The sequence below is a fragment of the Rhodoferax sp. GW821-FHT02C08 genome (assembly GCF_059421805.1).
On the sequence record NZ_JBWKVR010000003.1, the window covers coordinates 77,762 to 101,427 of the forward strand.

The following is a 23,666-nucleotide window of genomic DNA, read 5'->3' on the forward strand; positions in this document are numbered from 1 at the left end:
CAGGTCCTTAGTCTTTTGCCGGAAAGTGTTGCATCCAGGATTTCCGGACCAGATGCGGCAGTAGCAAGTGCAAGGGCATGCGCAAGGCATGGGAGCGCACATACAGCAACCAGCGTGCGAGCCCTGTCCAGCGGCTGTTGCAGCTGGGGTGGTTGGGTTGCAATGCGAGGCCTAGTGCCCATGCCATGAATTTGCGGGACAAGGTGCTTGGGCCCATTTTGTCTACACGGCTCTGCAGCTGGGTGGGTAGCTGGAATCCAAACAAATGTTGAATCTGCTGTAAAGCGTGGAAAAGCGGTATGCCCAAACCCAGCAGGTCCGCACGGTGGAGCAGGTGCTCCCAGAAGTCAGTTTGGCGGCCGAAATCATTCAGCATGTCGCGCAGGTCCAGCAGGTCACGCAGCCCATGGCCGAATTCACCTTCCTGGAAGAGATGTACGGAGCTGTGCAAGACCATATCCACCGGCGCGAGCACAAACAGACCAGGCTGGCCGGCCAATGGCTGGATGTCTTGCAGCAACCTCTGGCCGTCGACATTGAAGCGTGAGGTTGGGGGGGTGATCGTGTGGTGCAGGTCGATGAACGAATCGCGGCGCACGTGCCGCAGTGGCGGGATTTCATGCATCCACTGCCGGTAGTAGCGCTGGTTGTAGGCATCGCGTTCATCCGAAATCCAGCCGGCGCCCAGCAGCGCGCTTTCGGCGATCTCGATCTGGTCTTTGGGGACCAGGATGTCGATGTCGGCAAACAGGCGCCCACGCGCCGCAGGCAGATCGGCCATCAGATAGGCCGCGCCTTTGAGCAGTACCACGGGTATGCCCAGGGGACGCAATGCCTTGCAAATTTGATCGACCTCCCAGCGGATTTCATGCTGCTGCCTGTCTGCCAGGCGCAAGGCACTTTCCAGGTGGGGACGTGGTCCAGGCGGAACTTGGCTCAGCCGTTCGCTGTCCAGCAGATGGCAAGCCAGGCGCGCCAGCAAGCGGGATTGGCGTGCCTGGCCCAGCAGTGCCTCCCATTCACGTACCGAATAGTTGGGGCGCCAACTGGAGTCGGCCCATACCGGGGTCAGCAGGTTGGCGCTCACGCGGCACTCCCGGTGGCCAGTGCATCGAATGCGGCCACGGCATCATCCAGCTGGCTGTAGCGAAAATCAAAGCATGCGCTGGCGTCCACCACTTGGGACAAAGTCTCAAATCCCTTCAAGCCCAATACCATGTAGTTGAAGGAGTTGCGGCCCAGTTCCAGCATGCTGTTGGCTTTGGAGCGGGGCGTCATCTGGGGTTGGGCACCGGCCACATATTTGGGGAAGATGACCCAGCGCGGCCGTGCTGTGTCCTGGATGCGTGCGATGTGCTCCGACGGCACCTTGAGCAGCGACACACTGCCTTTGGACGTTTCATGCACGACTTTGCTGAAGACCGCCCCCGGTACGTACCCACGAATTACGTCGATAGACTGGTTTTTGAGGCTGATGGGGCGCCCCAGCGGCGTGATGGAGGCGTCCTGCAGTGAAATAAGCGCCAACTCATCCGACAGCAGCCGCCAGCCTCGGTGCGTCAAGCCGGCACAAAGTGTGCTTTTGCCGGAGCCTGGCGGGGCAGGCATGATGGCAGCGAATCCATTCTTTTCAATGACGGCGGAATGCAATAGGAGGTACTGGTGCGCGTACATGGCGATGCACCAGTTCATGGACCATTCCAGCAACGGAAATGCGTGGTCCTGCGGCAAGGGGATGAAAGGCTCGTTGCCGTCAAATTTGAAAATGGCCTGGCGGCGGGTCCAGCGCCGAATGCCAGATCCTTCTGCAATCGTCACTGTAAAGTCGGCAAACTCTTCGTCTTCCAGAACCGGATAGTCTGTGTAGAGGGTTGCCAAGCCTTCAGACACGGCATGGATGGGAGAGATGATCCGAAATGAAAATGGGCCGATTTTTAAGATCAGCCCATTTGATTTCAATCTATCTTTTATCTTGGATGCAGGTACTTCTCCAAGTTTCATGCGTTCACTGCTTCCAATAGTCCGTTGGTGGAGAGTTCAACCAAAATATCCTCTGTCAATTTCGGGAGATCCGAATTCTCGGCCAAATACGCAATCTGGGAGAGTTCTGAGACTATTGTGTCCGAATTGGATGCGCCATTGCACAAAGTATTGAGGATGAAAGCCCGCACGGAGTCGAGCTGGTGTGTTTGCCCGGAGGTTTCGTCAAAGACTACGTACTCATCATCCCAAGAGGCCCAATGCAGGCGAATCGCAGGGTTTATTTGGTACGAAGTTGTCTTTGACGCGTTGGGCAAAATATATTTAGCTTTCCAGGTACGACTTGAAGAAATTCAAGGCATTGGTGTGCGTAGGTTCTGCCGAGTTATACAAATCAATGACTTGCTTGGGCGTATACGGGAAGTTTTGGGCTAGGGAGCCACCACAGGCATTCAGCAGTGCCGCTATCCAATGGAAGTACTCGGTGTTCGTGTCATTATTCATAATGTAGAGCAACCCACCCGTGCTTCCACTGCCAAATACCGATTTGAACGTTGAGTTTTCCGTAAACGACTTGGTTCCAACGTAGTTGGTTGCATGGCCGGTGACGGGGTTGTAATTGGGCCAGTGCGAGCACATCTTGTAGTAGCCGGGGCTGTAGCCCATGCAAACAGTACGATTGGTCACTTGCGAGTGAACGCCCGACATGACACCTGAGACCGAGCACAGCTGGCCGGATGAAGTCACGGTCGTCGCCAGGGTATGCATGGGAACTGCGGCTGCAGCGACGACGGTTGAGCCCTTACCTAGACTCTTCAAGAGCATGCGCCTACGCGCCATCGCATCTGTGCTAAGCCCTGCATGACTCAGTGTTGCGTCAGGTGCTGCGGCCTCGCTGTCGGGAGTGTGGATATGGTTTGACATTTTGCGTCCTGGCGTTCGGTGTTTTGCAGTAACTTTTAATTGCTGTGTAAATTACAGCAATTACCATGCCTTGTAGCTGACCATGGGGAAATCTCCATAAAATTCAAAGACTTATAGCTTTTTTGGAAAAGATTTAAGTCCTTGAATGTATGGGAATTGTTGAAATTGTAAGAAAATTCGACACTTACACCAGAGTGCTTCCCCGATTGACCAGGCATGGCGCCGTTGCCGCCATTTGGGGTGGAATTCTTCGTATGGTGACGCCGCTGATCTGGCCGCTTTTTTGCGGGTAGGGGCGTGAACGTGGATTCAGGCTGCGTGGACGCGCGGGCTTTGTGAAACGGCTTGCAGCCCTCGCACCACATCACCCACAACCATGATGGACGGGCTGCCCAGTTGTTCGCTCTCGATGGTGTCGTGCAGCGCGCCCAAGTGGGTGATGGCGTGGCGCTGGGTGCGCAGGGATACGTTTTGCACCACGGCGACCGGGGTGCTGGCGGGCAGGCCGGATAGCAGTTCGTCCTGGATCTTTCGGGCGCCACTGACGCCCATGTAAATCACCAGGGTCAGTTTAGCGCTGAAGGCGGTGGCAGCCAGGGCGCGCCAGTCTGTGCCTGCATCGCCAGGCTTGGCATGGCCAGTGATGAAGATGACGCCGTGCGCATGTTCGCGGTGGGTCAGTGGCACGCCCAGCGATGTAACGGCGGCGAGACCCGATGTGATGCCGTTGACGACATTGACCTGTATGCCGGCGGCCTGCAGGTGTTCTACCTCTTCGCCGCCACGGCCGAAGATGAACGGGTCGCCGCCCTTCAGGCGCACCACGTTTTCGCCTTCGCGGGCGGCCATGATCATGAGTTTTTCAATGAAGGCCTGGGGCGTGGATTTGCAGCCGCCGCGCTTGCCCACATGGACGATGCGCGCCGTGGGTGGGGCATAGGCCACGATGTCTTCGCTCACCAAGTCGTCCACCAGCAGCACGGTGGCGGCCTGGATGGTTTTGAGCGCTTTCAGCGTCAGCAATTCCGGGTCGCCAGGGCCGGCGCCGACCAGGTGAACCATGCCGGGCTGGAAAGAGGTGGATGCGGTGTTGTTCATACGTGGGCGGGGCTATGGGCTGCAGTGTGGGTAGCGATTAGTTCTGTGATGCGCAAGATATGTTCCACCTGCTGGGCGATAGGGGCGGGAACCGGTTTGCGTCCAGCAAGCACATCTTGGGTATAGGCGGCGGTGGTGTCTACGTCAATCTCTTTGGGTAGCTCGGGCACGGTGGCGAGCGGGCCGGCATGGGCTTCCTGCACCACCTGGGGCTGGCCGTGCAGATAGGAGGTCATTTGTGGCGCGCGGCGCGGGTCGGCCACGACTTCGCCTTCGGTGCCGCGCAGCAGCAAGGCGTTGGTTTTCATCAAGGCAAAAGTGGCTGCCATGGACACCGCGTATTCGGGGTGGGTATAGCTGCTGACCACCAGGCTGGGGCCGGCGCAGGGCGCCATCAGCTTGACCAGGCTGTGCGCCGGGTTGCGCAGGCCGACCACGCGGCGCACGTCCAGCAGGCGTTTCAGGCCGGGGCAGAGCAGCTCGGTGCTGGCAAAGCAGACTTTGCCATTTGCTATGGATTTAATAGCTGTTAGCGCAGGTATATCCAGCGCCAAAAGCACATTTTGTGCAGTGACGCGGCTGGACTCGGTGGCCGTGCCGTGCACCAGCACCGGCAGGCCTTCGCGGGCCAGCAGCAGGGCCAGCAGTGGGGTCAGTACCGGCAGTTTGCGTGCGCCGTTGTAGCTGGGCAGTACGACGACCGGGCGGTCGCCTACAGGGACCAATTGCAGCCGGGCTCGGGTGGCATCCAGAAAGCCGGCCATTTCGGCGGCGGTCTCGCCCTTGATCCGCATGGCCAGGCAGAAGGCGCCGATTTCCAGATCGGTCAGGCCGCCGTCCAGCACCTGGCCGAACAGGTCGGTGGCTTGTTCACGCGACAGCGCCCGTGCGCCGTCTTTGCCGCGGCCGATTTCTTTGATGTAGTGGCTGATTCCCATGGCCTGATTGTCGCGGATGGCTGATAACAAAAAGTTATTTGCGGAATGACGGACGGCGCGCGCTCAGGCCGGTTGCGCCGTTGGCATCGTCGCGCGCACCATACGCCGCAACTGCGGCAGGCAGGAGCCGCAGTTAGTGCCGCATTTCAGCTTGGTTTGCAATTGGCCCAGGCGTTCGTCTTCAAAGCCACGGCATTGGGTCAGCTCGGCGTTGATGGCGTCTTCGGTTACGTTGAAGCAGGTGCAGACCTGGGTCCCGCGCGCCTTGACCGCCACCGGTGCCTTGCTGCCGGGTACCAACAGCAGGCGGCCATAGGCCTGGGCGGGCAGCTCGTCTTGCAGCAGGGTTTTGATCCAACTCTCGGCGCTGGTATCGCCGGCCAGCACAAAGCCGGTGAGTTGCACGGCGTCGCCTTCGCGGGCCAGGCGTACAGCGCGGCGTTGGCCTTTCTTTTTGTCCGCGTAGCGCAGCACATCTGCTGCGTCCAGCCCCAGCAGCTTTTCGATGCGCGCCAGCACTTCGTCAGGGGGCGTTTCATGGCTGGCCGCACGGAACAGCAGGCCGCTGCGTTCGCGGCCAAAGGGTACGACGCTGGCGTAGGGGAATTGCACCATCAGTGCCTTGAGCTGCTCGCGTGCCGCCAGCGCCTGGTCGTCGGGCAGCCAGGCCACGCCCAGCAGGGACCAGGGCAGCTCGGCTTTCAATATCTTCACCGCTGCGTGCTTCAGCTCGGGCTGTTTCGATGTGGGGCAGTAGGCCGAGGTGGTCAGCGCATTCACACCGGTCAGGCGCTCGCCGCTTGCGCTGACGCCGCTGAGGAATTCTTCACCCCAGTGCATGGCGATGAAGGCCTGGCTCATGCCGACTTCGGGGCTGGATTGCAGCGGTACCATGATAGAGCCGCGCCGGCTGGTCACGTGGACCAGGTCGCCTTCGTTCAATAGGCGGCGCGCCATGTCTTGCGGGTGCATCTGGATGCTGGGTTCGGCCACGTGGCCAAACAGGCGGCCCACGGTGCCGGTGCGGCTCATGCCATGCCATTGGTCGCGCAGGCGGCCGGTGGTCAGGGAGAAGGGGTAGCGGGCTTCGCGTGGCTCAGCCACCGGTTGGTAGACGGTGTTGGCGAACTTGGCCCTACCGTCAGCGGTGGGGAAGATGCCGTCTTCGTACAGCCGTGCCTTGCCGGTGCTTTCGCCTGTGGGCAGCGGCCATTGCTGGGGGGCGGCATCCAGCATGGCGTAGCTCATGCCGGTGATGTCCAGGTCGCGGCCACGGGTGGACTCGCGGTGTTCGTTCCAGATGGATTCGTCTGTGGCGTAGTTGAACAGCGCGGCGGGGCGACCGAGTTCGCTTTCCAGTAGTTGGGCGAATTCGACGGCGATCGACCAGTCGTGCCGGGTTTCACCAGGGGCGGCAACGGCCGGCCGCACGCGGCTGATGCGGCGTTCGGAATTGGTCACGGTGCCGGTTTTTTCGCCCCAGGTGGTGGCCGGCAGCAGCAGGTCGGCGTATTCGCAGGTGGTGGTGGTGGCAAAGGCTTCTTGCACGATGACCAGCTCGGCGCGTTGCAAGGCGCGGCGCACCAGGGCCTGGTCGGGCATGCTCTGGGCCGGGTTGGTGCAGGCGATCCACAGCACCTTGATGTCACCGTCGGCCGCGGCCTGGAACATTTCCACGGCGGTCTTGCCGGGTGTGGCGGGCACATCGGGCACGCCCCATAGCGCTGCGACTTCGGCGCGGTGGTCTGGGTTGGCCAGGTCGCGGTGGCCGCTGAGCAAGTTCGCCATACCGCCGACTTCGCGGCCGCCCATGGCGTTGGGCTGGCCGGTGAGCGAGAACGGGCCGGCGCCGGGCTTACCGATCTGCGCCGTGGCCAGGTGCAGGTTGATCAGCGCCGCGTTTTTGGCCGTGCCGCTGCTGGATTGGTTCAGGCCCTGGCAGTACAGGCTGAGTGTGGCCTTGGAGGTGGCAAACAGGCGGGCGGCAGTGTGCAGATCTTGTTTGCTGATGCCGCAGATTTGCGCCACCAGATCGGGCGTGCAGTCGCGTACCGTGGCCTTCAGTGCGTCGAAGTCATTGGTGTGGGCGGCGATATAAGCGGCATCGGTCCAGCCTTCCCACAGCATGATGTGCAGCATGCCGTTGAACAGCATCACGTCGGTGCCGGGCTGGATGGGCAGATACAGGTCGGCGATCTCGGCAGTGTCGGTGCGGCGCGGGTCGGCGTAGATGATCTTCATCGCCGGATTGGCCTTCTTCGCGTCCTCGATGCGGCGGAACAGGATGGGGTGGGCCCAGGCCGTGTTGCTGCCCACGATGAAGATGCAGTGCGTGTGGTTCACGTCGTCGTAGCAGGGCGGGGGCGCGTCGGCACCCAGTGTGGCCTTGTAGCCGGCCACGGCGCTGCTCATGCACAGGCGCGAGTTGGTGTCGATATTGTTGGTGCCGATCAGGCCCTTGGCCAGCTTGTTGAAGACGTAGTAGTCCTCGGTCAGCAGTTGGCCGGAGATGTAGAAGCCCACGGCGTCCGGTCCGTGCTCCTGGACCACCTGGGCGAACTTACGCGCGGCCATACCCAGGGCGTGATCCCAGGACACGCGCTTCGGTGCCTGGTCACGCTGCAGGCGCTGCATCGGGTGCAGCAAGCGGGTCTGCATCGTGACCGCGGCGCTGGCCGTGTGGTGCAGGGTCGAACCCTTGGTGCACAAGCGGCCAAAGTTGGCCGGGTGGTCGGGGTCGCCGCGCACGCCAGTGATCTGCGTGCCAACAGATTCGATAACTACGCCGCAGCCGACGCCGCAGTAGGGGCAGGTGGATTTGGTTTCGATGGGCGTGGTCATGGGCGCGGCGTAGCGGTACTCAGGCTTTTTCAGGGGTTTTGTGGGCGGGGCCAGCAACAGGGGCGGTGAACTCCAGCCCTACGGTCGCCAGTTCCTGCGGGCTCAGGTGTACGGTTCCGTCCACCACCTTGACGCTGAACTTGGGCGTGCAGCCCACGTCGGGTGCAGCGGCCTGGCCGTCACACAGACCAATGCTCCAGTTGTGTAGCGGGCAGGCTACGCTGGTGCCGAAGACGATGCCCTGGCTCAGCGGACCGCCTTTGTGTGGGCACCGGTCCAGCAGGGCAAAGACTTCGTCCTGGCTGTTGCGGAACACGGCCACGTCCATGCCCTGGGCACGGGTCACGCGGCGCGAGCCTAGTACCGGGATGTCGTCGACTTTGCAGATGACTTTCCATTCACTCATTTTGCTATTCCTTTTGTAGCTATCCGTTTATAGGGGGTGGGCGCTGAATGTCTTTTTAGACATCAAGTGCGGCGAACAAGGTTGTTACCCGGTCCATGGTGGCGAGCAGGTTTTCACTGGTATTGAAAACATCGGCCATGGATTGCGGGCGCGCATCCCCATTCTTCAAATGCTGGAGGGCACCGTCAAAAAATACCCATTGGCCATCGGCCAGTGCGAGTTGCTCCTGGATGCGCTGCGTGGTCTGCGGTGCACTGCGTAGCAACTGCATGGCCGCCAGGAATTCCGTGCGGGCTTTGTCGATCTCTTTCAGACTGATAGACGGGTCCAGCAGCAAGGTGCTAGCCAGGTAGAACTTGGCCATGCGCTGGCTGAGCATGCGTTGCCGGCCCGAGACGTTGACCAATTTGCCCACGGGCTTGTCGAGCGTCGATTCAAATTGCAGTGTGCCTTGGTTTGATAAAGCCAGCACTTTGGCATCCTGCTGCAGCAATGCAACAGCGTCCGCACGCTTGGCATCTTTGTTCAACAGGCCAGCTTTGAAAGCCGTCCATTGTGGTTCCACCTGGCTGTAGGTTTCACGCAGCTCAGCGCTGGATGCGAAGCGGCGCAGGTCTGCCAGTTGCTCTTCAAACAGCGCGACGGATTGGGTCAGCACCTTGCGTGCTTTATCAACCTCCACACCTTGCATCACCGCGAGCCATGCTTTGCTCATCCGTTGGCTGAGCATGCGTTGCCGCCCGGCTTTATTGATGGCGTCACCCAGGCTGGCAATTTCCGCCCAGGCATTGAAGCCCAGCATGGCGCATGTGCCACTTGCCAAGGTAACCATGACGATCCGACGTTGCATGGGCTCAGGCGCTGAGAGTCGCAAACTGGCGGGTGTCGACCTGCGCGTCCTTGAAGTCGAACCAGGGATCGGGCTCACCGTCCAGTGCGAACTGCAGGCGTTCCCACAGCGCCTTGCGGCCGGCTTCGTCTTCCAGGATGCGTTTCTTCACATAGTCCAAGCCCACACGTGCCACGTAGTGCACGGTACGCTCCAGGTACCAGCCTTCCTGGCGGTACAGCTCGCAGAAGGCGCCGGTGTATTCCAGCACTTCGGCGGCAGTTTTCACTTTCACTAGGAAGTGCGCGACCTCGGTCTTGATGCCGCCGTTGCCGGCGATGTACATCTCCCAGCCGCTGTCGACACCGATCACGCCCACGTCCTTGATGCCGGCTTCGGCGCAGTTGCGCGGGCAGCCCGATACGGCGAACTTGACCTTGTGCGGTGCATACATGCGCCACATCGCGCGCTCCAGGTCCTTGCCCATCTGGGTGCTGTCCTGCGTGCCCATGCGGCACCATTCGCTGCCCACGCAGGTCTTCACCGTACGCAGCGCCTTGGCGTAGGCGTGGCCGCTGGGCATGCCGATGTCTTTCCAGATGCCGACCAAATCCTCTTTCTTCACGCCCAGCAAGTCGATGCGCTGGCCGCCGGTGACCTTGATGGTCGGCACCTTGTACTTGTCTGCCGCATCGGCGATGCGGCGCAGCTCGTCGGCCGTGGTTTCGCCGCCCCACATGCGCGGGATGACGGAATAGGTGCCGTCCTTCTGGATGTTGGCGTGGCTGCGTTCGTTGATGAAGCGGCTTTGTGGATCGTCCTTGGCTTCTTTGGGCCAGCTGGAGATCAGATAGTAGTTGACGGCGGGGCGGCAGCTGGAGCAGCCGTTCGGTGTCTTCCAGCCTAGGCCCTTGAACACCGAGTCGATGGTCAGGAACTTGTTCTTGACGATGGCGTCACGCACGGCCTGGTGGCCATGCTCGGTGCAGCCGCACATGGCCTTGGTCTTGGGCGTGGCCGAGTAGTCACCGCCGGCGGTGAACATCAGAATCTGCTCGACCAGGCCGGTGCAGGAGCCGCAGGAGGCGCTGGCCTTGGTGTGCTTCTTCACTTCTTCCAGGGTGAACAGGCCTTTTTCGCGGATGGCCTTGCAGATCGTGCCCTTGTTCACGCCGTTGCAGCCGCAGACTTCGGCGCTGTCGGGCATGCTGGCGGCCTTGTTGTGGCCTTCGTGGCCGGTGTCGCCCAGGTGGCTTTCGCCAAACATCAGCTTGTCGCGGATGTCGGCCACGCTGCGGCCGTCGCGCAGCAGCTTGAAGTAGAAGCTGCCGTCGGCGGTGTCGCCGTACAGGCAGGCGCCGACCAGCTTGTCGTCCTTCAGCACCAGCTTCTTGTAGACGCCGCCGAACGGGTCGCTCATGATGATTTCTTCGGTGCCTTCGCCGCCCATGAACTCGCCGGCGCTGAACAGGTCGATGCCGGTAACTTTCAGCTTGGTCGACGTCAGTGAGCCCATGTAGCGGCCGATGCCGAACTCGGCCAGGTGGTTCGCCGCCACCTTGGCTTGTTCAAACAAAGGTGCGACCAGGCCGTAGGCGATGCCGCGGTGGGCAGCGCATTCGCCCACCGAATAGATGCGGCCGTCGGTCACGGTCTGCATGGTGTCGGTGACCACGATGCCGCGGTCCACGTGCAGGCGCATCTTGGCGGCGAGGTCGGTGTTGGGGCGGATGCCCACGGCCATGACCACCAGGTCGGTGGCGACCTCGGTGCCGTCCTTGAACTTGATGGCGGTGACGCGCCCGTCCGGGCCGCCCACCAGCTCTTGCGTTTGCGCGCCCATCAGGAACTTCAGGCCGCGCTCTTCCAGCGACTTCTGCAGCAGCTTGCCGGCGACGCTGTCGAGCTGGCGTTCCATCAGGGTGGACTGCACATGCACCACGTGCACCGTCATACCGCGCAGCATCAGGCCGTTGGCCGCTTCCAGGCCCAGCAGGCCGCCGCCGATGACCACCGCGTTCTTGTACTTGGTGGCGGTCTCGATCATCTCGTTGGTGTCGGCGATGTCGCGGTAGGCGATCACGCCTTTCAGGTCCTTGCCGGGGATGGGCAGGATGAAGGGGTTCGAGCCGGTGCACATCAGCAGGCGGTCGTATTCGGCTTCGGTCACGTTGCCGTCGGCATCCACAGCGCGCACCACGCGCTTCACGCGGTCGACTTCGGTGACCTTCTTGCCTGCATGCAGGGTGATGTTGTTCTCGGCATACCACTCCCAGGAGTTCAGCACGATCTCGTCCAGCGTTTGCTCGCCGGCCAGTACCGGCGACAGCAGGATGCGGTTGTAGTTGGGGTGGGGCTCGGCGCCGAACACCGTGATGTCGTACAGATCGGGGGCGACCTTGAGCAGTTCTTCAATGGTGCGTACACCGGCCATGCCGTTGCCGACCATCACCAATTTAGATTTTTTCATTCAAGCGACTCCAGAGGTTGCGAAAAAATGTGGGCCCACGGTAGAGCGCACAAAGTTCATAGGGCGCAGCAAACAGGGGCGGTGAAGCAAGGGGGTCAGGTGTGGTGCCCAGGCCTGCAAGCAGAACATGGGTGAGAGCGCGAACGCAATCACTGCCAGGGCCCATGCCCAGGACTTACACCATTACGCACGGCGTTGTACGTAAAACCCGCCGGATGGACGGGTAAGGGCGCGTCGTTACGCCCGCAATTTCTCATGCAAAAGCTGTGCCATCCGATCGGATATGGGTTTACCCTATGGGCTTGTGACGCCCCGGGGGGCGCAGCCTTTGAAAAAGCGATTGATTTTTATGACATCTGCATTGGTACATCTCAACGCGCCCCAGGGAGCGCACACCCTGCTGGCTGACCTGGAGGCGGTGGGCATCCGCCTGCTGGCGCCGCCGGTGGAGCGCAGCAAATTGGTGCAAGAGGCGGTGCTGCATGCACCAGATGTGTTTGTGATTTACGACCCGCTGCCCGACGACAGCCTGTTCAAGGCCTTGCAGGCCCTGTTGGAGACCGCGCCTTGTCCAGTTGTGCTGTTCACCAACGACAACGACGCCGACCGCCTGGACCTGGCCCTGGCCTGCGGCGTGCAGGCCTATGTGGTGAATGGCTATGGCCAGCACCGCTTACGCCCACTGCTGCAGCTGGCCCAGGCGGTATTCAAGCGTGACCAGGCGCTGCGGGATGAGTTGCAGGACCTGCGCAACCGCCTGGACGAGCGCAAGATCGTGGAGCGTGCCAAGGGCGTGCTGATGCATGCACGCCAGGTGTCCGATGATGACGCCTTCCAGATGCTGCGTACCGCCTCCATGCACACCAATCAGCGCCTGGGCCAGGTGTCGCAGCACATCGTGCATTCGGCGCGCTTTGCCGAGGGGGTGAACCGCGCCGGCCAGCTGCGCATGCTTTCGCAGCGCATGGTCAAGCTGTACCTGCTGCAGCTGGCAGGCGTGCAGCCCGCGCAGTACGCCGAGGCACAGCTGCAGTCGGCCCAGCGCATCGACGGCAATATCGCCTTCCTGGGCAAAAGTCTTTCACAGCCCACTTTTGGCGACCTGCTGGCCCAGGTGGGGCAAAGCTGGCGCCAGCTCAAATCCGGTCTGCAAGCTGAGCAGCGCACTAGCCAGATGCTGCAGGTAGATGGTCAGGCCGAGCAACTGCTGCTGCATGCCGAGCGGCTCACCGGTGTGCTGGAAAGTGCGGGTGCCGTGGCCCCGTTGCATGTATTGAACGTGGCCGGGCGCCAGCGCATGCTGTCCCAGCGTTTCGCCAAACTGGCCTTGCTGGCCATGTTGGGCGACCGCGCCACCCAGCAGCGCGCCCATGCGGGCATGGCCGAAGCCCGCGACACCTTTGAGCAGGCCCTGAACTATCTGAACGACATTCCGCTCAGCAGCCCCGAAATCCGAGCCAAGCTGGTGACAGCGGGCGAGCAGTGGCGGCAGCTGCAGTCCGGCGCAGCCGATATGCCACGCGGCCTGGAGGCCGTGGCCCTGGCCAGCGAAGGCCTGTTGGATGTGTTTGAAGGCCTGAGCGACCTGTACGAGCACAGCATGCAGATGCTGATGGGGTAAGTCCTAGGTGTTTATGCACCAAATTGGGCGCATTAATTGCTTGCTTGGTGCATGGCATTTGATATCGACATAGGTTTTACGTCCCTCGCCGGCACCAAGCCGGTGAATGAGGATTTCTGCGCGGCCATGCTGCCGGAGGCGCACCAATTGGGCATGGGCTCCATCGTGGCATTGGCCGACGGTGTAAGTGCCGGCGGTATGGGCAAGGAGGCGGCGCAGACCACGGTCACCAGCTTGGTGCGCGACTACTACGCTACGCCCGAAACCTGGGACACCACGGTGGCGCTGGATCGCATCATTGGTGCGCAGAACGCCTGGCTGGCCGGCATCAACCGCCGTCGCAAGCCGGCCATGGGCCTGACCACGCTGACAGCCGTGGTGCTGCGCGGCCAGTCCTATACCGTGGCGCATGTGGGCGACTCGCGCGCTTATCTGCTGCGCAATAGTGTGTTCACCCAGCTCAGCCACGACCATGTGGCCGATCACCCCGATCTGCGACACCAGCTGCTGCGTGCGGTAGGTATAGACGAACGCTTGCTGGTGGACTACCTGCAAGGCGACCTGCAGGTGGGTGACGTGTTTGTGCTGCTGACCGATGGTGTGCACGGCGTGCTGGCCGACCCGCAGTTGCAGGCATTGGCCCAGGCCGACAGCGCCAAGCTTGCCGCCGAAAACCTGGTGCAGGCTGCACTGCAACGTGGCAGCCGTGACAACCTGACCGCCATGGTGGTGCGTGTTCTGGGTTTGCTGGACGCCACGCTGGAAGACGAAAACCGCGCTGCGCGTGCGCTGCCCATCCCCGGGCCGTTCCGTGTGGGCGACATGCTGGATGGGCTGGTTGTCACCGCGATGGTGGCAGACAACGGCATCAACGTGGTGGTGCAGGTGCGCGAGCCGAAAACCCAGGCCTTGTACGCCCTGAAAACCTTACATCCCAGCCGCGCCCATGATCCGCAGGAGCGCGCCATGCTGGCCCACGAGGCCTGGTTGGCCAAGCGCATGCTGTCGGGTCGTGCCGCCGACCATCTGGTGGCGCTGCACGACACATTTCCTACCAATAGCAGCACCGGCCAGCCGGCCAGTGCGTTCTATCTGCTGTACGACTGGCACAGCGGTGAGACTCTGCAGCAGATGCTGGACCGGCAACACAAGTTCAGCGTGCACCAGGCCGTCAGCGCGGCGCGCCAGGTGGCACTGGCGCTGGGCCGGCTGCACCGGCAAAACGTGATCCACCGCGACATCAAACCCGCCAACCTGCACCAGGGCGAAGACGGCGTGCTGCGCCTGCTGGACCTGGGTGTGGCACTGAGCGGCCGTGAACCTGAGGCCATGCGCAAGCTGCACGCGGGCACGCCCAGCTATATCAATCCCGAGCAATGGGGTTTCAGTCTGTTGGGCAGCGACGCACCGGAAGAGCTGCCCAACCCGCAAAGCGATTTGTTCGCCTTGGGCGTGACCCTGTACCAACTCCTGACGCACAAGCTGCCCTATGGCGATGTGTTGCCCTACCAGGTGGGACGTTACTACCGTGAGCCCACGGCCCCCAGCCGCCACAACCCTGAGATCCCCATCTGGCTGGACCATGTGGTGCTGAAAGCCGTGGCCCGCGACCAGCGCCAGCGCTTTGAGACCGGCGAGGAATTCCTACTGGCCCTGGAGCGGGGCGCCTCGCGGCCCCTGACGGCTCCAGCCCCTTCACCACGGCTGCGGCGCGACCCAGCGGCCATCTGGAAGCTGGGTTTGCTGGTGTCGGTGTTGTTTAACCTGCTGCTGGTGTACTGGCTGCTGTTTTTGCCGAAGTAGGGAGCGGCCCCACATAGACCGTGAACAGTCGCTCAGGCCGCAGTGGGTACGCGTGGCAACACATGCCCAGTCTCCAGCAGGGTCTTCAGATTCGACAGCACTGCCGGCCAGCCACCCGATATGCCTGCCAACATCTGCGCGTCAAGATCGATATGGCTGACGGTCAGTCGGACCAGGCCGTCGATGCGCTGTTCGATATCGATTTCCACGCGCGAGTGTTTGGCTTCGTCACCGGCTTCGCTGGGGCGTGCCCAGGTGTAGACCAGGCGCTTGGGGGGATCGCACTCCACCACCTTGCCGCAGATATCCACCGTTCGCGCGGCATCCAGGCGTTGGTGTTCCCATTTCGAGCCGGGCTTCCAGTCGGACACGTTGACGCGGGCACATTCTGATGTGGGGCCCACCCAGTACTGCGCCATTACGTCGGTGTCCATGAAGGCTTGCCACACCTTTTCGGGCGTGGTGGCGATGTAGGTTACGTATACAAAACTAGGTTTTGTCGGTGTTGTCGTTGTCATCTGCTTTTCCTTCCAATGTGTTCTTCAGCTGATGCAGTGCGTCAAGTCGGCCGTGCTCGAACTTGGCGATCCACCGCGTGTGAATCTCGTGCAGCGGCACGGGGTTGATGTAGTGCAGCTTTTCGCGCCCTTGCCATACCACCGCCACCAGGTTGGCGGCCTCCAGCAGTTGCAAATGCTGGGTGACTGCCTGGCGTGTCATGTCCATGTGCTCGCACAGTGCGCCCAGTGTCTGGCCGCTCTCGTTGTGCAGTTGGTCGAGCAGGCGCCTGCGCGTCGGGTCGGCCAGTGCTTTGAAAACTTTGTCGATATCCAAAACGTGCTTTCATCATCGGTGGCACCTCAGTCCGCACCGTCGCCGCTGATATGCGGGTCGTTCGGGTTGGGGGTGCCCGTGCCGGTTTCCACCAGCGATTTCAGGCTCATCAGATAAATCGCCCACTTGGTGCTGCAATGGTGCATGAATTCCACCGGCTCTTTCCACCCCTGGTGTTTGAAGAGAACGATGGCGTGGTCGCCGGATTGCTGCAGGTCGAAGCGGATGCGGGTGCCTATCCATTCCGCGGGGCCGTCCACCACCTGCCACAGCACGCTGCGGGCGGGTTCCAGTTCCAGCACTTGCATGTCAAAGCCACCGATCTCAACACCGCCAGCGCTGAAGCGGAAGCGGAGGGCGCCGCCGGCTGCAGCATCACCTTGCGTGTTGCTCGTCCACCAGGCCGCCAGGCCCGTGCGCGTTGTCAACGCTTGGTAGACCGCGTCTACCGACGACTTGATTCCGACCCTGTGCAGGATATCCACCATGACTTTCTCCTTGAAGTGTGGAGTCAGTATATGCAAGTAAATACTTGCATGTCAAATCGAATGCTAACCAAAGAAGTGGGCTCAAACGAAAAAAAGCCGCGCAACCCTTGTAGAGGCTGCGCGGCAAGCTACTTTTTAGGTAGCGTCTGATTGCTCGGTTCGTGGCGGAAAGGAGTTTGGTGGCGGCTTAGAGGCAGGAATTTCCCGTGAAATTCTCACGCACTGCGTGCGCGCCCACCTTTCTCTGCCCAAGTACGGGTCCAGCGGATCTGCATGACGCGCAGCAGCACCAGCATGGCGGCGGCGCAGGCGGCGAAGCCTACAAAGCCCCAGATATAGCTGCCCGCATGCTGCTTGCTCAAGCCCATGGCGTTGGGAATCAGGCCGCCGCCCAGGGCTCCGATCTCACCGATCATGGAGCCGGCGACTGCGGTGGACAGAGGCCAACGCAGCGGTACCAACTGGAACAGTGCGCCATTGCCCGCGCCCAGGGCCGCAAAACAGACCAGGAACAGCAGTACGGTGATAGGCAAGGAGTTTTGCGACAGGCCGCATAGCACCAGCGTGACACTGACCACCAGCAGCACGCCTGTCAAGGTATTCACGCCGCCCCAGTGGTCCGAGATCCAGCCACCAAACACCCGCAGGGCCGCGCCCATGAAGGCCGCCAGCATGGTCAGTTGGCCGGCTTGCACTTTGCTCACGCCAAACTGGTCGTAGAAGTAGCTGGGCAAAAAGGTGGTCAGGCCGATGAAGCCGCCGAAGGTCACGGCGTAAATCAGGCTGAAAGCCCAGCCGTCTTTTTCAAACAGGCAGGCAATGTGCTCCTTGAAGCTGGCGTGTTTGTCCAGGTCTGGTGGTTCCTGGGCGAAGATGATCATCGCCAGCATGGGCAGCAGGATGGCGACGGCGGCAAAGCCGTACACGGTTTGCCAGCCAAAAGCCTGGGCCAGGGGCGGCGCCAGCAGGGCGGATACGGCCGTGCCCACATTGCCCGCACCCACGATGCCCATGGCCAGGCCCTTGTAGCGCGGTGGGAACGAGCCTGAACCCAGCGACAGCGCCACACCAAAGCTGGCACCGGCAATGCCCAGCAGCACGCCCATGGCCAGCAGCTCGTTGAACGAGTGGACGAAGAAGTAGCCGAATAGCATGGCAATGGCGATACCGCCCATCTCTACCAGCGTGGCGTTCTTACGGCCTATGTACTGGGCCAGGATACCCAGCGGGAAGCGCATCAGCGCACCGGCAAAGATGGGGATGGACAGCATTACGCCTTTTTCGGCCGGCGACAGCTTGTAGGCCTCGGTGATGAAGGGCGCCATGGTGCCGTTCAGCACCCAGATCGCGCAGGAAAACGCGAAGTAGAAGAATGCCGCCCCCAGGGTCGGTGCGTGGCCGGCTTTCAGAAAACTGCGGAAATAGCTTGGCTGTGTCGCCATGGTCAAGGTCCTCTAGGTTTTGCATGCCCGCTGCGTGGGAGCAGGGGTGGCCATCGCGCACGCAAACGTGCACTGACAGTGCTGCAAAGATACGGTTATGGAAATGAAACCCGCCAACAGAAACCATATGGCCTGCGCCATGCCTGGTCTTGCGGAGAGCACTACCCTGTGCACACCTCGTTGTATGCACAGCCTGCCTGTGGGGGCAGGAATGGGCGCGCCGTTACGCCCGCAGTGAATCATGCAAAAGTTGTGCCATGGCAATGCGACACATTGGTGCAGAAATGGGCGTACCGGGCGCAGCCTGCTGACACCACGCTGTCAGCAGCAGGTCTGCACCATACGGTTCTCTTTAACTGAACCCCGAAAGGATGCATCCCATGTCTAACTCCAACGCCATCAGCTGGTTTGAAATCCCGGTCAAGAACATCGACCAGGCCCAGCGTTTTTACGAAACCGTGCTGGGCAAGAGCCTGCACCGCGAAGTCTTTCCCATGGGCGGGCAGGACTACACGTTAGCCATTTTTGCTGCACCGGACGAGGGTGTGAAAGGCTGCCTGCAAAGCGGCGCCGACACGCCCGAACCCTCCATCCAGGGCACCTTGGTGTACCTGGACTGCTCGCCCAGCATAGACGCGGCCCTGGCGCGCGCGCAAAGTCTGGACGCCAAGCTGCTCAAGCCAAAAACTGCCTTGCCTCCGGGCATGGGTTTCATCGCTCATTTGCGTGACCCGGACGGCAACCGCGTCGGCCTGCATTCCCTGGCCTAAGTATTGGCCATGGCACGCAAGAACTGGATTGCCGTGGCCAGCGCCGTCCATGCGCGGCGTGGCTGCAGCGTCGAGGCGGGCGGTGTGGGCTATATGCAGGTCTGCCATGGCAAGGCCGCACCGCTCAAGCGCGTGCAGGCCGGCGACCGCGTGGCCTACTACGCGCCCACCGTCACCATGGGCGGCAAGGACCGGCTGCAGCGCTTTGTGTCGATCGGCCTCGTGCAGCCGGGCGGGCCCTACGCCTTTGACATGGGCGGCGGCTTTGTGCCGTTCCGCAGGGACGTGGCCTATGTGCCGGCGCAAGAGGCGTCCATCCTGCCGCTGCTGCCGCAGTTCGAATTTGTCGAGTCGCTCGCACGCTGGGGCTATAAGTTCCGCTTCGGCCTGTTCGACATCAGCGACGCCGATATGCGCCTGATCGCCCAGGCCATGCAGGCCGACCTGGCGGCCTTGCAATTTCAAATGATTCAGCCTTCTGGCGCAGAGGGAATCTGCGCAGATAGCTATATTAGATAGCGCCTCGCACAGAGGTCTGCAGCTTTCAATACCGGACATTCCAATATGACCCTGATCCCTCCGCCGCGCCTGGTGCGCCTAGACACAGCCCGGCTACTGGCCGGCATTACCACGCGCACCAGCAACCTGGAGGAGATGACCCCCCTCACTGGCAAGATTCCGGCCCTGTGGGGCCGCTTCTTTGCCGAGCGGGTAGCCCAGTCTGTGCCGGGCTATACCCCGCAGGCGGCGCTGTACGGTGCCTATAGCGGTTATGCCTCGGATGTGAACGGTGCCTACGACCTGACTGCCGCCGTGCAGACCCAGCAGCCGCCAGAAGCTTCACTGGGCCTGCACAGCCTGGAGATTCCAGCCGGCGTCTACATGGTGTTCGAAGGGCAGGGCGCCATGCCGCAAACCGTGCTGGCCCTGTGGGCGGCGGTGTGGCAGTATTTTGAGAATGCGCCCGCCCACCCGCGCCGCTACGCCGTGGACTTTGAGGAGTACACCGGCGAGGGCCGCATCGCCGTCTACATCGGTGTGACGGTAGCTGGCAGCGGGGCAGGTTGATCTGCTGCATTTTTCATAGCTGCCGGCGCAGGTAATGCCTGCGCTAGTGGCCTAAATTGCTTAAAACTTCCAACACCCCATGCGCCGTGCCGACCGCCTGTTCCAGCTCGTCCAGCTGATCCGTGGGCGGCGTTTGTCCACCGCCACCTTTCTGGCCGAGCGGCTGGAGGTGTCCGAACGCACGGTGTACCGCGACGTGGCCGACCTGCAGCGCCAGGGCGTGCCTATCGAGGGCGAGGCCGGCATGGGCTACCGCTTTGGCGCCGGCTTCGAGCTACCGCCGCTGATGTTCAGCCAGGACGAGGCCAAGGCCCTGGTGGCCGCCGTGCGCTTGTCCCAGCCTTGGCTGGATGCGCCCTTGGCCCTGGCTGCTGAGGACGCTTTAGGCAAGATGCTGTCCATCTTGCCGCCGGCCGCGCGGGTGGCCGCCGAGAGCTTGGCGGTGTATGCGCCGCCGGCTAGCTACAACGGCCTGACCGCTCCGGTGCGCGCCCACTTGCAGCTGCTGCGTGAATCCATAGGCCAGCGCCGCAAGTTGCAGATGGACTATTGCGACGTAAAGGACGCCCAGAGCCAGCGCACTGTGCAGCCCCTGGGCTGCTTTTACTGGGGGCGGGTCTGGACCCTGGTGGCCTGGTGCGAGGCCCGCGATGACTTTCGCAGCTTCCGCGTGGACCGCATCCGCAGCCTGGAGGTGCTGGACGCGTCCTTCCGCTCCGAGGCCGGGCGCACGTTGGCGGACTTTTTGCGCAAGGTGGCTTGTTAGCTTGCGTTCATGTTCGTGATCTCTTTGCCGCCCTGAATAGACTGCAAGCAGGCTCTTGTTTCTCTAGTACAGTCGATTCGTAAAAAGTCGTAAGCGTGCTGAGTGGTAGGAATGGTATGGTGGCTAGCATTTAGTCTGTCGTTCCAACTGTCGGGAATGCGCAGGGGCGTCGGTGATGGGGGGAATATTGGGCATGCATGTGAAGGTCTTTCAATGGCGCTCGCTAAAGACACGGGTGACCCTGAGTACCTTGGCCATTTTTTTGGTGGGTATCTGGTCGCTGGCGCTGTATGCCAGCCGCGTGCTGCGAGATGAAATGCAGTTGTTGCTGGGGGAGCAACAAGTCACTACCACCCAGGCACTGGCCTCTGATCTCAGCAACGCGGTGAAACAGCGCTTCCAGGCGCTGGTGAATCTTTCGGTCGAAGTGCCATCCGATGCGCTGGATTCCAAGCCGGTGCTGCAGTCCTGGGTAGGCCAGCGGCCCATCACTCGCAATCTGTTCAATGCAGGTTTTATCACTTACCGCCGTGACGGCACCGTGGTGGATACGGATAAACGTCTGGCCGACCGCATGGGCAGCAATGGCCTGGACGATGAGGCGGTGGCGACCGCCATGCGTGAAGGCGCGGCCACCGTAGGCCGCCCATTCTGGGATGCCAGGCTGCAGGCTTGGATTCTTTCGATGGTGATCCCGTTGCGAGGCCCCAGGGGTGAAGCGGTGGGGGCCATGGCAGGGTGGACCAACCTGATTGAACCCAATTTTCTGGACCAGGTGACGGGTCAGCGCCATGCGCGTACCGGCAGCTATATCCTGATTACGACCAAGTACCGGCAGGTGGTGGCAGCCACCGACAAAGCTCTGGTGTCGCAAGTATTGCCGGCGGCCGGTGTGGATCCTTCGATAGACCGGCTCTTCGAGGCAGATGGCAGCTATGGTCTGTCGTTGGATCGCACGAGGCAGGAAGTGTTGTCTACCAGCATGAAGATTGGGGCTGCGGGTTGGACCCTGTCGTCCGTTCTGCCCGCAGACGAGGCCTTTGCGCCTATCTATGCGATGCAAAGGCGCATGCTGTTGGTGGCGGTGTTCTTGAGCCTACTGGCGGGCGGGTTGGTTTGGTGGATGCTGCGCCGGCAGTTCGCGCCCATGCTGGCTGCCGTTAAAACCCTGGCCGACGTGACCGATCGGGGCCATGTCTTGCGTCCGCTGGACATACCGATGCAGGACGAGGTGGGTGCCCTGATTGGTGGTTTCAACCGCCTGCTGCAAACCCTTGATCAGCGCGAGCAGGCTTTGCGCGACAGCACAGCCCGCTACCGCACCATTGTGGAGCGCTCGCCCGAGGCTGTGTTGGTGCAGGCTTCTGGAGCCATCATCTACGCCAACCCTGCTGCGTTGGCACTGTTGGGCGCGGCGTCGGCCGATGTCTTGCTGGGCACGCGCATGGATGACCGGTTGCACCCCGACTCCGTCGAGTTGGCGCACCAGCGCCTGCGCTATGTGCTGGAAACCGGCGGGAACGTGGGGCCGGCGCATATGCGTTTCTTTCGTCTGGATGGCAGTGTGGTGGACGTGGAGGTACAGGCCACCTCCATCGTGCTCGACGGCGTGGACGCTATCCACACGGTGCTGCACGACCTGACCCAACGCAAGCTGGCCGACGAGGAGCAGCGCATCGCCGCCACGGCCTTCGAGTCGCAGCAGGGCATGTTGGTGACCGACGAGAACTGGGTCATTTTGCGGGTGAACAGCGCTTTTACCGCCATCACCGGCTATACCGCGGAGGATGCCGTGGGCCTCACGCCGCAGCAACTGCTGCGCTCGGAGCGGCAAAGCGCGGCCTTTTTTGTGGAAATGGAGGACAGCCTGGCCCGCACCGGCACCTGGCAGGGCGAGATATGGGACCGCCGCAAGAGCGGCGAGGAATTTCCGTTGTGGCTGACCATCAGCGCCGTGAAGGACGCCGCCGGCCGGGTCACCCACTACGTGGACAACATGACCGACATCACCGAGCGCAAGCTGGCCGAGGAGCAGATCCAGAACCTGGCTTTCTACGACCCACTGACCCAGTTGCCCAACCGCCGCCTGCTGATGGACCGCCTGGCCCATGCCATGGCCCAGTGGCCGCGCCACAAGCGCCTGGGTGCACTGCTGTTCGTCGACCTGGACAACTTCAAGATCCTCAACGACACCTTTGGCCACCACAAGGGCGACCTCTTGCTGCAGGCCGTGGCCGCGCGCCTGTCCACCTGCATACGCAAGGGCGACACCGTGGCCCGGTTGGGCGGAGATGAGTTCGTGGTCATGCTGGAGGACCTGGGCAGCGACCCGCTGGATGCGGCGAAGTTGGCCGAGACGGTAGGCGAGAAGATGCTGGCCGCGCTGAACCAGAGTTATATGTTGGGTGACCAGGCCCACCACAGCACGCCCAGCATAGGCATCACCCTGTTTGGCGAGCCGCAGGAGGGTATCGAGGAGCCGCTCAAGCGGGCCGATATGGCCATGTACCAGGCCAAGGCCGCTGGCCGCAATACGCTGCGCTTTTTTGATCCGCAGATGCAGTCCGAGGTATCGGCCCGCGCGGCGCTGGAGACCGGTATGCGTGAAGCCCTGGTGCGTCAGGAGTTTCTGCTGCACTACCAGGCCCAGGTGGTGGGCAGGGGCGTGTACACCGGGGTGGAGGTACTGGTGCGCTGGAACCACCCCGAGCGCGGCATGGTGTCGCCGGCCGAATTCATCCCGCTGGCCGAGGACACCGGCCTGATCCTGCCCCTGGGCCTGTGGGTGCTGGAGACAGCCTGCACCCAGTTGGCACTATGGGCGCAGCAGTCCGACCTGGCGCATCTGACGGTGGCCGTGAATGTCAGCCCGCGCCAGTTCTACCAGAGCAACTTTGTGGACCAGGTGCTGGATGTGCTGCGGCGTACCGGTGCCCGGCCGCAGCTGTTGAAGCTGGAGCTGACCGAAGGCCTGCTGGTGTCGAATGTGGAGGACGTGATCGCCAAGATGGAGCTGCTCAAGGCCGAAGGCGTGGGCTTCTCGCTGGATGATTTTGGTACCGGTTATTCCTCGTTGTCGCACCTGAAGCGTCTGCCGCTGGACCAGCTGAAGATCGACCAGAGCTTTGTGCGCGACATCCTGACCGACCCGAACGACGCGGCCATCGCCAATATGGTCATCGTGCTGGGCAACAGCCTGGGTCTGTCGGTGGTGGCCGAGGGTGTGGAAACCGAGGCCCAGCGTGAGGTGCTGGCGGCCCAGGGCTGCCATGCCTACCAGGGCTATCTGTTCAGTCGGCCGCTGCCGCTGGCCGCATTCGAGGCTCTGGTGCGCGGTACCTGATACTGATTTGCTACGGTATTTATAGCTGCTGGCGCAGGTGTTATC

General features: G+C 61.9%; 21 protein-coding genes. 7 read left to right on the forward strand and 14 right to left on the reverse strand.

What is annotated here, in order from left to right; genetic code table 11:
• Positions 1-7: 7 nt before the first annotated feature.
• The 10 genes from AC07VY_RS04485 to nirB form a co-directional block, all read right to left on the reverse strand.
• Entirely contained in the window at positions 8-1,087 is a 1,080-nt protein-coding gene (locus AC07VY_RS04485; protein ID WP_495074701.1) for a nucleotidyltransferase domain-containing protein, read from the reverse strand.
• On the reverse strand, positions 1,084-2,001 hold the full coding sequence (locus tag AC07VY_RS04490) for an HprK-related kinase A (protein WP_495074700.1): 918 nt from the start codon (positions 1,999-2,001) through the stop codon (positions 1,084-1,086). The genes AC07VY_RS04485 and AC07VY_RS04490 overlap by 4 nt, the downstream gene beginning before the upstream one ends.
• The gene (locus tag AC07VY_RS04495; protein WP_495074699.1) at positions 1,998-2,297 is read right to left on the reverse strand and encodes an HPr-rel-A system PqqD family peptide chaperone; all 300 of its coding nucleotides are present in this window, start codon (positions 2,295-2,297) and stop codon (positions 1,998-2,000) included. Before AC07VY_RS04495 ends, AC07VY_RS04490 begins: the two co-directional genes overlap by 4 nt.
• Before the next feature lie 7 nt (positions 2,298-2,304).
• Positions 2,305-2,904 (reverse strand): hypothetical protein, encoded by a 600-nt coding sequence (locus AC07VY_RS04500; protein ID WP_495074698.1) that lies wholly within the window; start codon positions 2,902-2,904, stop codon positions 2,305-2,307.
• A gap of 309 nt (positions 2,905-3,213) precedes the next feature.
• Positions 3,214-4,002 (reverse strand): uroporphyrinogen-III C-methyltransferase, encoded by a 789-nt coding sequence (cobA, locus tag AC07VY_RS04505; protein WP_495074697.1) that lies wholly within the window; start codon positions 4,000-4,002, stop codon positions 3,214-3,216.
• Entirely contained in the window at positions 3,999-4,940 is a 942-nt protein-coding gene (gene ybiB / locus AC07VY_RS04510; protein WP_495096581.1) for a DNA-binding protein YbiB, read from the reverse strand. Before ybiB ends, cobA begins: the two co-directional genes overlap by 4 nt.
• 63 nt (positions 4,941-5,003) lie before the next feature.
• Positions 5,004-7,781 (reverse strand): nitrate reductase, encoded by a 2,778-nt coding sequence (locus AC07VY_RS04515; protein WP_495096580.1) that lies wholly within the window; start codon positions 7,779-7,781, stop codon positions 5,004-5,006.
• Positions 7,782-7,800: 19 nt separating this feature from the next.
• On the reverse strand, positions 7,801-8,187 hold the full coding sequence (gene nirD, locus AC07VY_RS04520; RefSeq protein ID WP_495074694.1) for a nitrite reductase small subunit NirD: 387 nt from the start codon (positions 8,185-8,187) through the stop codon (positions 7,801-7,803).
• 55 nt (positions 8,188-8,242) lie between these two features.
• Positions 8,243-9,037, reverse strand: a complete 795-nt coding sequence (locus AC07VY_RS04525) for a type IV pili methyl-accepting chemotaxis transducer N-terminal domain-containing protein (protein ID WP_495096579.1) — start codon at positions 9,035-9,037, stop codon at positions 8,243-8,245.
• A gap of 4 nt (positions 9,038-9,041) precedes the next feature.
• Entirely contained in the window at positions 9,042-11,486 is a 2,445-nt protein-coding gene (gene nirB / locus AC07VY_RS04530; protein WP_495096578.1) for a nitrite reductase large subunit NirB, read from the reverse strand.
• A gap of 349 nt (positions 11,487-11,835) precedes the next feature.
• Between nirB and AC07VY_RS04535 the strand changes: the two genes are divergently transcribed.
• Together AC07VY_RS04535 and AC07VY_RS04540 are read left to right on the forward strand one after the other, a co-directional pair.
• Positions 11,836-13,107 (forward strand): type IV pili methyl-accepting chemotaxis transducer N-terminal domain-containing protein, encoded by a 1,272-nt coding sequence (locus AC07VY_RS04535; RefSeq protein ID WP_495096577.1) that lies wholly within the window; start codon positions 11,836-11,838, stop codon positions 13,105-13,107.
• Positions 13,108-13,158: 51 nt separating this feature from the next.
• The gene (locus AC07VY_RS04540) at positions 13,159-14,910 is read left to right on the forward strand and encodes a bifunctional protein-serine/threonine kinase/phosphatase (RefSeq protein ID WP_495096576.1); all 1,752 of its coding nucleotides are present in this window, start codon (positions 13,159-13,161) and stop codon (positions 14,908-14,910) included.
• Positions 14,911-14,942: 32 nt separating this feature from the next.
• Here the strand turns inward: AC07VY_RS04540 and AC07VY_RS04545 are convergent, their stop codons facing one another.
• The 4 genes from AC07VY_RS04545 to AC07VY_RS04560 all read right to left on the reverse strand — a co-directional run bounded on the left by AC07VY_RS04545 (position 14,943) and on the right by AC07VY_RS04560 (position 17,674).
• Positions 14,943-15,428, reverse strand: coding sequence for an SRPBCC family protein (locus AC07VY_RS04545; protein WP_495074689.1), 486 nt, complete (start codon positions 15,426-15,428; stop codon positions 14,943-14,945).
• On the reverse strand, positions 15,400-15,738 hold the full coding sequence (locus AC07VY_RS04550; protein WP_495096661.1) for an ArsR/SmtB family transcription factor: 339 nt from the start codon (positions 15,736-15,738) through the stop codon (positions 15,400-15,402). Before AC07VY_RS04550 ends, AC07VY_RS04545 begins: the two co-directional genes overlap by 29 nt.
• Before the next feature lie 32 nt (positions 15,739-15,770).
• Complete coding sequence (locus AC07VY_RS04555) at positions 15,771-16,232, reverse strand: SRPBCC family protein (RefSeq protein WP_495096575.1); 462 nt, start codon at positions 16,230-16,232, stop codon at positions 15,771-15,773.
• Positions 16,233-16,447: 215 nt separating this feature from the next.
• Positions 16,448-17,674, reverse strand: coding sequence for an MFS transporter (locus AC07VY_RS04560; RefSeq protein WP_495074687.1), 1,227 nt, complete (start codon positions 17,672-17,674; stop codon positions 16,448-16,450).
• A gap of 380 nt (positions 17,675-18,054) precedes the next feature.
• On the opposite strand from AC07VY_RS04560, the gene AC07VY_RS04565 reads away from it, so the two are divergent.
• From AC07VY_RS04565 to AC07VY_RS04585, 5 genes are all read left to right on the forward strand, one after another.
• A complete protein-coding gene (locus tag AC07VY_RS04565; protein WP_495074686.1) occupies positions 18,055-18,444 on the forward strand; it encodes a VOC family protein in 390 nt (129 codons plus the stop codon).
• A gap of 9 nt (positions 18,445-18,453) precedes the next feature.
• Complete coding sequence (locus tag AC07VY_RS04570; RefSeq protein WP_495096574.1) at positions 18,454-18,963, forward strand: EVE domain-containing protein; 510 nt, start codon at positions 18,454-18,456, stop codon at positions 18,961-18,963.
• A 45-nt stretch (positions 18,964-19,008) separates the two neighbouring features.
• Entirely contained in the window at positions 19,009-19,512 is a 504-nt protein-coding gene (locus AC07VY_RS04575; protein ID WP_495074684.1) for a GyrI-like domain-containing protein, read from the forward strand.
• A gap of 79 nt (positions 19,513-19,591) precedes the next feature.
• Positions 19,592-20,278, forward strand: a complete 687-nt coding sequence (locus AC07VY_RS04580) for a helix-turn-helix transcriptional regulator (RefSeq protein WP_495074683.1) — start codon at positions 19,592-19,594, stop codon at positions 20,276-20,278.
• A gap of 193 nt (positions 20,279-20,471) precedes the next feature.
• On the forward strand, positions 20,472-23,621 hold the full coding sequence (locus AC07VY_RS04585; protein WP_495074682.1) for a bifunctional diguanylate cyclase/phosphodiesterase: 3,150 nt from the start codon (positions 20,472-20,474) through the stop codon (positions 23,619-23,621).
• Positions 23,622-23,666: the final 45 nt, after the last annotated feature.

Excerpts from the sequence above, each read along its gene's own strand:
- cobA (WP_495074697.1), bottom strand. The coding sequence starts at position 4,002 with ATGAACAACACCGCATCCACCTCTTTCCAGCCCGGCATGGTTCACCTG.
- nirB (WP_495096578.1), bottom strand. The coding sequence starts at position 11,486 with ATGAAAAAATCTAAATTGGTGATGGTCGGCAACGGCATGGCCGGTGTA.
- AC07VY_RS04545 (WP_495074689.1), bottom strand. The coding sequence starts at position 15,428 with ATGACAACGACAACACCGACAAAACCTAGTTTTGTATACGTAACCTAC.
- AC07VY_RS04555 (WP_495096575.1), bottom strand. The coding sequence starts at position 16,232 with ATGGTGGATATCCTGCACAGGGTCGGAATCAAGTCGTCGGTAGACGCG.
- AC07VY_RS04540 (WP_495096576.1), top strand. The coding sequence starts at position 13,159 with ATGGCATTTGATATCGACATAGGTTTTACGTCCCTCGCCGGCACCAAG.
- AC07VY_RS04570 (WP_495096574.1), top strand. The coding sequence starts at position 18,454 with ATGGCACGCAAGAACTGGATTGCCGTGGCCAGCGCCGTCCATGCGCGG.
- AC07VY_RS04580 (WP_495074683.1), top strand. The coding sequence starts at position 19,592 with ATGCGCCGTGCCGACCGCCTGTTCCAGCTCGTCCAGCTGATCCGTGGG.
- AC07VY_RS04490 (WP_495074700.1), bottom strand. The coding sequence starts at position 2,001 with ATGAAACTTGGAGAAGTACCTGCATCCAAGATAAAAGATAGATTGAAA.
- ybiB (WP_495096581.1), bottom strand. The coding sequence starts at position 4,940 with ATGGGAATCAGCCACTACATCAAAGAAATCGGCCGCGGCAAAGACGGC.
- AC07VY_RS04515 (WP_495096580.1), bottom strand. The coding sequence starts at position 7,781 with ATGACCACGCCCATCGAAACCAAATCCACCTGCCCCTACTGCGGCGTC.
- nirD (WP_495074694.1), bottom strand. The coding sequence starts at position 8,187 with ATGAGTGAATGGAAAGTCATCTGCAAAGTCGACGACATCCCGGTACTA.
- AC07VY_RS04535 (WP_495096577.1), top strand. The coding sequence starts at position 11,836 with ATGACATCTGCATTGGTACATCTCAACGCGCCCCAGGGAGCGCACACC.
- AC07VY_RS04500 (WP_495074698.1), bottom strand. The coding sequence starts at position 2,904 with ATGTCAAACCATATCCACACTCCCGACAGCGAGGCCGCAGCACCTGAC.
- AC07VY_RS04560 (WP_495074687.1), bottom strand. The coding sequence starts at position 17,674 with ATGGCGACACAGCCAAGCTATTTCCGCAGTTTTCTGAAAGCCGGCCAC.
- AC07VY_RS04525 (WP_495096579.1), bottom strand. The coding sequence starts at position 9,037 with ATGCAACGTCGGATCGTCATGGTTACCTTGGCAAGTGGCACATGCGCC.
- AC07VY_RS04585 (WP_495074682.1), top strand. The coding sequence starts at position 20,472 with ATGCATGTGAAGGTCTTTCAATGGCGCTCGCTAAAGACACGGGTGACC.
- AC07VY_RS04575 (WP_495074684.1), top strand. The coding sequence starts at position 19,009 with ATGACCCTGATCCCTCCGCCGCGCCTGGTGCGCCTAGACACAGCCCGG.
- AC07VY_RS04565 (WP_495074686.1), top strand. The coding sequence starts at position 18,055 with ATGTCTAACTCCAACGCCATCAGCTGGTTTGAAATCCCGGTCAAGAAC.